At 70.7% G+C, this 8,547-nt stretch carries 8 protein-coding genes and 2 pseudogenes; 9 read left to right on the top strand and 1 reads right to left on the bottom strand.

The features are described 5' to 3' along the window. Positions 1-747 (top strand): annotated as a pseudogene (locus FRW57_RS23240) (hypothetical protein); the annotation flags it as partial. Here the strand turns inward: FRW57_RS23240 and FRW57_RS13320 are convergent. Then, a complete protein-coding gene (locus tag FRW57_RS13320) occupies positions 744-1,574 on the bottom strand; it encodes a hypothetical protein (RefSeq protein WP_137120344.1) in 831 nt (276 codons plus the stop codon). The pseudogene FRW57_RS23240 and the gene FRW57_RS13320 overlap by 4 nt on opposite strands. A 242-nt stretch (positions 1,575-1,816) precedes the next feature. On the opposite strand from FRW57_RS13320, the gene FRW57_RS13315 reads away from it, so the two are divergent. The 8 genes and pseudogenes from FRW57_RS13315 to FRW57_RS13280 form a co-directional block, all read left to right on the top strand. Then, a complete protein-coding gene (locus tag FRW57_RS13315) occupies positions 1,817-2,593 on the top strand; it encodes a helix-turn-helix transcriptional regulator (RefSeq protein ID WP_162529355.1) in 777 nt (258 codons plus the stop codon). A 210-nt stretch (positions 2,594-2,803) separates the two neighbouring features. Continuing rightward, positions 2,804-3,472 carry a lysophospholipid acyltransferase family protein gene (locus FRW57_RS13310; protein ID WP_238384518.1) on the top strand — a complete coding sequence of 223 codons (669 nt, stop codon included), beginning with the start codon at positions 2,804-2,806 and terminating at the stop codon, positions 3,470-3,472. 106 nt (positions 3,473-3,578) lie between these two features. Beyond that, on the top strand, positions 3,579-4,178 hold the full coding sequence (recR, locus tag FRW57_RS13305; protein ID WP_137120346.1) for a recombination mediator RecR: 600 nt from the start codon (positions 3,579-3,581) through the stop codon (positions 4,176-4,178). Next, positions 4,171-4,725 carry a DUF5063 domain-containing protein gene (locus FRW57_RS13300; RefSeq protein WP_137120347.1) on the top strand — a complete coding sequence of 185 codons (555 nt, stop codon included), beginning with the start codon at positions 4,171-4,173 and terminating at the stop codon, positions 4,723-4,725. The genes recR and FRW57_RS13300 overlap by 8 nt, the downstream gene beginning before the upstream one ends. A gap of 252 nt (positions 4,726-4,977) precedes the next feature. Further along, entirely contained in the window at positions 4,978-6,246 is a 1,269-nt protein-coding gene (locus FRW57_RS13295) for an aspartate kinase (protein ID WP_137120348.1), read from the top strand. Beyond that, positions 6,243-7,325 carry an aspartate-semialdehyde dehydrogenase gene (locus FRW57_RS13290; protein WP_152186200.1) on the top strand — a complete coding sequence of 361 codons (1,083 nt, stop codon included), beginning with the start codon at positions 6,243-6,245 and terminating at the stop codon, positions 7,323-7,325. The genes FRW57_RS13295 and FRW57_RS13290 overlap by 4 nt, the downstream gene beginning before the upstream one ends. An 89-nt stretch (positions 7,326-7,414) precedes the next feature. After that, positions 7,415-8,350 carry a DMT family transporter gene (locus tag FRW57_RS13285; RefSeq protein ID WP_202911395.1) on the top strand — a complete coding sequence of 312 codons (936 nt, stop codon included), beginning with the start codon at positions 7,415-7,417 and terminating at the stop codon, positions 8,348-8,350. 50 nt (positions 8,351-8,400) lie between these two features. After that, positions 8,401-8,547: pseudogene (locus FRW57_RS13280) on the top strand (F420-dependent glucose-6-phosphate dehydrogenase); the annotation flags it as partial.

The raw sequence follows: 8,547 nt of genomic DNA, 5'->3' as shown, positions 1-8,547 counted from the left end.
CGCCCACCACGGCGCCCCGCCGCGCGCCTCGACCGGTCACTCGCGCAGGCGATGGAGGCCGCGCTCGCCTGCGACGCCGGGCTGGTCCTCACCGTCGACGAGCTGCAGCTGGCCGACCGCGCGGAGCTGGGCGAGCTCACCTCGACGCTGCAGCAGCACGTCCCCGACGACTGGCCGCTCGTGGTGGCCGCCGCCGGACTGCCCAGCCTGCGCGACCCGGGGCGGTCGGTCACCTACCTCGAGCGCGGCGAGTGGCACGAGCTCGGACTCCTGTCGCCGGCCGACACCATCGCGGCGCTCACCGAACCGGCGCTCGCAGCCGGCCGCCTGATGAGCGCGGCCGCCGCGGACGTGCTCGCCGAGGCCTCCGGTGGCTACCCGTATGCCGTGCAGGTGCTGGGACACCACGCGTGGCGGGCGTCGCACGGTCGGCGCACGATCACGGCAGAGCACGCGTCCGCCGCGGTCACCGCTGCCGCGAAGGACTTGTCCGCCGGGCTCTACGCCGCACGCTGGAACGACTCGGCTCTCGCGGAGCAGGACTACCTGGCCGCGCTCGCCTCGCTGCCGGAGGGCTCGGGCGGCGGCGACGTGGCGCGTGCCCTCGGCAAGGCGCCGGCGCAGGTCTCCTACCTGCGGCACCGCCTCATCAAGAAGGGCACGATCTTCCCGGAGGGGCGTGCGCTGCGCTTCCTCGTGCCGGGGATGGCCCAGTGGGTCAGCGAGCACGCCGAGGACCGGTCCTAGCCAGAGCGAGGCCGCATCGTGCCCGCGAGAACGATGAGGAACGCCGGCCCGACCACGATGCCAGCGGCGAAGGCGAACAGGTCGTAGCCCGTGTCCAGGTTTCCCACGGCGCAGGCGACCAGTCCGAGAAGGCACGCCCCCGCGGCATACCCCAGGGCGGCTGTGGCGAGGTTGAGATGCGCCCGGCCCGCCCGGGTGAGCACGATGAGCGCGATGGCCACGAGAGTGAACCCGAAGGCCTCCGGGTATTGGGTGAGGTGGTCGATGCTCTCGGCGGAGCGACCGATCGCCTGCATCCCCTCGGCCGGAGTCGCCGTCCAGCCGCCGTACCGCCAGTAGTTGAGTTCGCCCAGGTACAGCAGGCTGTTGATGGCGCTGAACACGGCCCCGAAGGACAGCAGCGCGACGGTCAGCTGCATCGAGGGTCGCCGGGAGCCCCACAGGTTGGCCAGACCGAGCCCGAGGCACGCGAGGCTGAGGAAGGCAACCGGACCAAGGACGTCACGCAGGGCGATGTCCCACCAGAGGGCGTGCTGGTGGTTGAAGAACGCCGCGAAGAACGTCGCCTCGTCCACCAGCGGGCCTCGGCCGGAGCGCCGGAACGTGGGGGCAGTGTCCAGCACGTTGGTCGCATCGAGCAGGTACAGCACGGTGGTGGCCACGAGCGTTCCTGCCGACAGGTAGGCCGCGCCCCGGACGACGGCCAGCCACGAGGCCGTGTGCTGGTCGCGCTCATGCTCCGTGGCTGCCGGGTTCATGGCGACCGAGTCCCGGTTGAGAACGTGGGCACCGGTGCCCGTCACACCCATCCGATTGCGCCGCATCACGACCGCTCCTCTCGATGCGCGGCCGACGGCCGGGCCCCGCTCCGATGTGTCGCCGGGCCCTCGCGACGGCTCGCTGCTGCACGGACCGCACCGCTCGTGCTCACGGTAGGAGCGGACCCCCGCATCCGTCTGTACGCATCCTGCGTAGGGGGCTGCCGGTCGCCGAGCCGTTTCCGAGGTGGATGGACAACCCGCCGGGTCGGAGTAGATTTCGACCAACAGCAGTGGCGCGAGGAGTCGACATGAACCATGTCGATCGAGTGGCGCAGGCCATCTCCGATGTTGCGGTGGCGGCGTTGTGCGATCCGCCGGGTGGCCCCTTGGTCCCGTCCGCGCTCCACGAGCTGGTGCGCACCTTTGGAGCGGACGCGGCCGGCTACTACGTGCACGAGTGGCGGGGTTGGACGACGGCCTTGGCCATCGCCCCGGACGATGTGTGGCCACGGGTCCCGAACGCGCGCATGCCGACCGCCCAGGCGGCCGCACTTCACCCGGGCATCCGGCACAGCGTCGCGCATCCGGGTGCTGCGGGGCCGTTCGCGCTCACCGATCTGGTCAGTGAGCGCGCTTGGCTGTCCTCCGAGCTCGGTTCGCTGATGCGTCCCGACTGGGGTCGGAACTACCAGCTGGCGATCCCGGTGCCGATTCTTCCGGGGGCCCGCGAGTCGCGGGTCTGGGTGCTGGGCAGGCTCGATTGCGACTTCACTCCCCACGATCGCGCTGTCGCCACCGCCTTGGCGCCGCTCTTGGGAGCGATCTCACGCCACGAGCTGTGGCGTGAGCTGCGCCTCGTCTCCCGCGCCCGGCTCCTCCCGGCACTCACCGACCGCGAAAGCCTGGTGCTTCACCTGCTCGACGACGGCCTGAGCCCGGCGGGGATCGCCGCACGTCTCCTCGTCTCTCCGCGGACCGTCCACAAGCACCTCGAACGCGCGTACCGAAAGCTCGACGCCCACGACCGCACCTCCGCCCTCACTGCGGCCCGCGAACGCAGCCTGCTGCTCACCTCGGGCGCCTGAGCTCGCTCGCCGTGCGTCGACAGCGCGCGGCCCTGCGAGGCAGCCGGATGGCCGACGGGGATGGGCGCGTGGGCGGTGATGAGGGCGGTCCGCACGACACACGGCTGGTGCCTCACGCGCCGGCATGGTCGTATCTTGGGTGCGCACACCTCCGCGCTCACCGACCGCGGACCGCCAGCCGAGCGATCGATGATCAGCCGAGGAGGCCCCGTGATCTACCTCTTCGCCAAGCTGATCCTTGCTCCGCTGGCGCGGGTCGTCTACCGGCCCAAGGTGACCGGTCGGGAGAACATCCCCAGGCACGGGCCCTTCATCATCGCGAGCAACCACCTCGCCTTCGCCGACAGCGCCGTGATCCCCTTCGTCTGCCCTCGCCGGGTCGTCTTCCTCGCAAAGGACGACTACTTCCACGGGCCGGGCGTCCGTGGACTGCTGGTCAAGTGGTGGTTCACCGCGACCGGCATGGTGCCGGTCGACCGTGACGACACGCGCTCGGCGCAAGCCTCCCTCGACCGTGCCCTGGAGATCCTGGCGACCGGCGAGGGCTTCGGCATCTACCCCGAGGGGACGCGCAGCCGCGACGGCCGCCTCTACCGCGGCCGGACCGGGGTGGCCTGGCTGGCGATGAAGTCGGGTGCCCCGATCGTCCCCGTCGCCCTGGCCGGCACCGAGCACATCCAGCCCGGCGACACGCGGGTCCCCCGCATCCGCAAGGTCTCCGTCCGCTTCGGCGAGCCGATCGTCATGGGCTCCCGGTTCGAGGGTGTGCCGACCGGTCGGGCGCGCCGCCAGCTCACCGACGAGGTCATGTCCGCGATCCACGCGATGTCCGGGCAGGAGCTGGCCGGTCAGTACAACTCGCACCCCACCGACCCCTGACTCGCGGCAGGGAACCAGAGCCACGGCAAGGGCGGCACGGGCGGCACGGACCGGGAAGTGCGCCCGCAGGATCCTTGGCAGCCGCCCGAGGGCATAGGCTCGGGGGGTGTACGAAGGTGTGGTCCAGGACCTGATCGACGAGCTCGGCCGGTTGCCCGGCGTCGGGCCCAAGAGCGCGCAGCGGATCGCCTTTCACCTGCTGCAGGCCGACCCGGTGGACGTCCAGCGGCTGGTCACCTCGCTGACCGAGGTCAAGGACAAGGTCCGCTTCTGCGACACGTGCGGCAACGTGGCCGAGGCGGAACAGTGCCGGATCTGCCTGGACCCCCGCCGCGACCCCTCGCACCTGTGTGTCGTGGAGGAGCCCAAGGACGTCGTCGCGATCGAGCGGACCCGCGAGTTCCGCGGCCGCTACCACGTGCTCGGCGGAGCGATCAGCCCCATCGAGGGGATCGGGCCCGACGACCTGCGGATCAAGGAGCTGATGCCGCGGCTCGCCGACGGTGAGGTCGTCGAGGTCATCATCGCCACCGATCCCAACCTCGAGGGTGAGGCGACCGCCACCTACCTCGCGCGGTTGCTGCGCCCGATGGGCCTGCGGATCACCCGTCTGGCGTCCGGCCTGCCCGTCGGGGGAGACCTGGAGTATGCCGATGAGGTCACCCTCGGGCGAGCCTTCGAGGGCAGGAGGTTGCTCGATGCCTGACGAGTTGACGATCCTCGCGCACGAGACCGGCGCGGAGGCCCGCAGCTACCTGGTGGCCGTCCGGGAGGTCGCCTCGGGCTCCGAGCCGGAGTCGGCGATCCCGCTGCTGCTGCTGGCCATCTCACAGGTCCTGGTCACCGGGGCGCGGCTGGGCGCGATCACCGACGTCGTGCCGGAGGACCGCTTCGAGGCCGACCCCGGCCCGGACGACGACATCGACCCGCTGCGGCAGGGACTGGCCAACCTGTTCGAGGGGATCGACGAGTATGCCGACCTGGTCGACCCGGTCACGTCGCTGGAGATGACCAAGGGCGCTTTGTCCAACGACATCGCCGACGTCGCGGCAGCACTGTCGCACGGGCTGCGTCACCTGCAGGAGGGCCGGACCGTCGAGGCCCTGTGGTGGTGGCAGTTCAGCTACCTGTCGTCCTGGGGCGAGCGCGCCGCGAGCGCGCTGCGCGTGCTGCAGACCGTGCTGGCGCACCTGCGGCTCGATGCCGACGACGAGGTGGTCTCGGACGCCGAGTTCGACGCGCTCCACCCTTGAGCCGGGTGTCGCGTCCTGCGGCCGGATCGCCGCAGCCGCAGCCGCTCCCGCGCAACACGCCCCGAGCTGAGTGGAGCGGTCGGCCCCATCGTTGTCATCTCGTCATGCGGGCGAGGAGTACCAGATCATGGACTCCTCCTACACTGGTGACGCCCCACCAGTCATCCCCTCCGGAGCGTCGCCCGTGACCACACCCCACGAAGTTCTCCGCTCCGCTGCCACCCCGCCTCCGATACTTCGCGAGGACCCCGAGTGAGCTTGGTCGTCCAGAAGTACGGCGGCTCCTCGCTCGCCGACGCCGACAGCATCAAGCGGGTGGCCCGCCGGATCGTCGAGACCCGCAAGGCCGGCAACGACGTGGTGGTCGTCGTCTCGGCGATGGGGGACACGACCGACGAGCTGCTCGAACTGGCCGACCAGGTCAGCCCGCTGCCGCCCGCCCGCGAGATGGACATGCTGCTCACGGCCGGTGAGCGGATGTCGATGGCCCTGGTGAGCATGGCGATCGCCAACCTGGGCGACAGCGCCCGGTCCTTCACCGGCTCGCAGGCCGGCGTGCTCACCGACTCCACCCACGGCAAGGCGCGGATCATCGACGTGACGCCCGGACGGATCACCGACGCGATCGCGAACGGGCACATCGCGATCGTGGCCGGCTTCCAGGGCGTCAGCCAGGACAGCAAGGACATCACCACGCTGGGGCGCGGCGGCTCCGACACCACGGCCGTGGCGCTCGCGGCGGCGCTCTCGGCCGACGTGTGCGAGATCTACACCGACGTCGACGGGGTCTTCACCGCCGATCCGCGCATCGTGCCGACCGCGCGCAAGCTCGACCGCCTCACCAACGAGGAGATGCTGGAGATGGCCGCGTCCGGGGCCAAGATCCTGATGCTCCGGTGCGTCGAGTACGCCCGCCGATTCAACGTCCCGCTCCACGTCCGTTCGTCGTTCTCCTACCACGAGGGCACGCGGATCGTCGACGACAGCGAAGGAGGAGCCGTGGAAGACCCCATCATCTCGGGTGTGGCGCACGACCGCAGCCAGGCCAAGATCACCGTGGTCGGAGTGCCCGACCACCCCGGCAAGGCGGCAGAGGTGTTCGACGTCCTCGCGGGGGCCGAGCTGAACATCGACATGATCGTGCAGAACGTGTCCGCGGTCGAGACCGGGCTCACCGACATCTCCTTCACCTGTCCGCAGGCCGACGGGCAGCTGGCCGTGCAGGCGCTCAAGCGCAACGAGGAGTCCATCGGCTACGCCTCACTGCTGTATGACGACCAGATCGGCAAGATCTCCCTGGTCGGCGCCGGCATGCGCAGCCACCCCGGAGTCAGCGCGCAGTTCTTCCGCGCCCTGGCGGACGCCGGCGTCAACATCGAGATGATCTCCACCTCGGAGATCCGGATCTCGGTGGTCACGCGCGACGACCAGCTCGACACCGCGGTGCGCGCGGTGCACACCGCATTCGGCCTCGACTCCTCCGAGGGGCAGGCCGTCGTCTACGGAGGAACAGGACGATGAACGACAAGGAGCAGTCCAAGCCGACCCTCGCCGTGGTGGGCGCGACCGGCGCCGTCGGGACGGTGATGCTCTCGATCCTGTCTCAGCGCGCCGACCTGTGGGGTGAGATCCGGCTGGTCGCCTCGGCCCGGTCAGCGGGCCGCATGCTGCGCGTGCGCGGCGAGGACGTCGTGGTGCAGGAGCTGACCGCCGAGGTCTTCGACGGCGTCGACGTGGCCATGTTCGACGTCCCGGACGAGGTCTCCAAGAAGTGGGCGCCGGTCGCCGTCGAGCACGGCGCGGTGGTCGTGGACAACTCGGGTGCCTTCCGGATGGACCCCGACGTGCCCCTGGTGGTGCCCGAGGTCAACCCCGCCCAGGCGGGCAACCGCCCGAAGGGCATCATCTCCAACCCCAACTGCACGACGTTGACCATGATGGATGCGCTGGGTGCCCTGCACGCGGGGTGGGGGCTCACCGAACTGGTTGTCGCGTCATACCAAGCGGTTTCGGGGGCGGGGACGGCAGGCATCAACCGGCTCTACGACGAGGTGGAGGTGCTCTCCGGCAACCGCGAGGTGGGGCAGCACACCGGTGACGTCCGGGCGCTGCTGTCCGACAAGCTGGGCGAGGACTCACCCTTCCCCGCCCCCATCGCCTTCAACGTGGTGCCGTGGGCCGGGTCGCCGAAGGAGGACGGCTGGAGCTCTGAGGAGCTCAAGGTGCGCAACGAGTCCCGCAAGATCCTCGGGCTGCCCCACCTCAAGGTCTCGGCGACCTGCGTGCGGGTGCCGGTGGTCACGACCCACTCGCTGGCGGTGCACGCGACCTTCGAACGGCCGCTGAGCGTCAAGGAGGCCCAGCGCGCGATGGTCGAGGCTCCGAGTGTGGTCGTGCTCGACAACCCGGACGAGGGCGAGTGGCCCACTCCCGCAGACGTGGTCGGCTCCGACCCCACGTTCGTCGGGCGGGTCCGTCAGGCGCTCGACTTCCCGAACACGATCGACCTGTTCGTCTGCGGTGACAACCTGCGCAAGGGCGCCGCGCTCAACACCGCGCAGATCGCCGAGCTGGTCGCCCGCGAGCTCACGGCAGGCTGAGAGCCAGCACGCCCCGCGCCCTGCGCACCGCCCCGGGTGCGTAGTCTCGGCATGTCCCTCTCTGCACCAGCTCACGGAACGGACCGCCGATGAACAGCACAGCCCGCACCGACCGCACCTGGCTCGTGGCGCTGGCCGCCGCGATGTGGGGCCTCGACGGGTTGTTGCGCCAGCCGTTGGCGGAGCGGATCAACCCCGCCACGGTGGTGCTGTGGGAACACCTGATCGTGGTGCTGGTGCTGCTGCCCTTCCTGCCGGGGGCACTGCGCGCGTTCGCGCGTTGTTCGTGGCGCGACCGGGTAGCGGTCGCGCTGATCGGGATCGGGGCCTCGGCGGTGGCGACGGCCCTGTTCACCGAGGCGTTCAAGGTGTCGTCGGCGACGGGTGACTTCGTGACGCCGTTGGTGCTGCAGAAGCTGCAGCCGCTGTTTGCGATCGCGCTCGCGGTGTGGTTGCTCGGCGAGCGGCTGCGGCCGGGCTACTGGATGTATGCCGTGCCGGCGCTCGTGGGTGCGTGGCTGCTGACCTTCGCTGACCCGTTCCAGGTGCGCGTCGCGGCATTGCAGGCGGCGCTGCTGGCGATCGGCGCGGCGGCGCTGTGGGGCGCCGGGACCGTGCTGGGCCGGATGGTCAGCGACAGCATCGGGCCGAGAGAGCTGACCGCACTGCGGTTCGGCTGGGGACTTCCGGCGGCTCTGGTGGTCGCAACACTGGTGCGCGCGCCGCTCACCCCGGGCTGGGGCAACATCCCGGCCCTGATCCTGCTCGCACTCGTCCCGGGGCTGTTCGCGCTCGGGCTCTACTACGTCGGGTTGCGGGCCACTGCCGCGGCGCGAGCGACGCTGGCGGAGCTGGCGTTTCCGGCGACCGCCGCCTTCGTGGGCGTGGCCTTCCTCGGGGCCGACCTGTCGTGGTCGCAGTGGGTCGGCTTCGCCGTGGTGGTGGCCTCGATCACCTTGCTGGGCCTGCGGGAACGTCGTCCGGCGCCGACGGTGGAGGCGCCCGAGCAGGTGGCGGTCGGCTAGACGCGCCCGGCCACTCGGCATACGGTCGACTTCAACGACGACGAAGGAGCATGGTGGACCTGCGAATTGGTTACAAGGCGTCGGCGGAGCAGTTCGGCCCGCGGGATCTGGTGGAGTTCGCGGTGCGGGCCGAGGAGCTGGGTCTGGACAGCGTGACGGTCAGTGACCACTTCCTGCCGTGGCGGGCCGAGGGTGGG

The sequence above is a fragment of the Segeticoccus rhizosphaerae genome (genome assembly GCF_009192725.1).
Classification (GTDB): domain Bacteria; phylum Actinomycetota; class Actinomycetes; order Actinomycetales; family Dermatophilaceae; genus Segeticoccus; species Segeticoccus rhizosphaerae.
The sequence above is the reverse complement of the archived record's forward strand: the minus strand, read 5'-3'. Positions and strand labels throughout refer to the sequence as shown.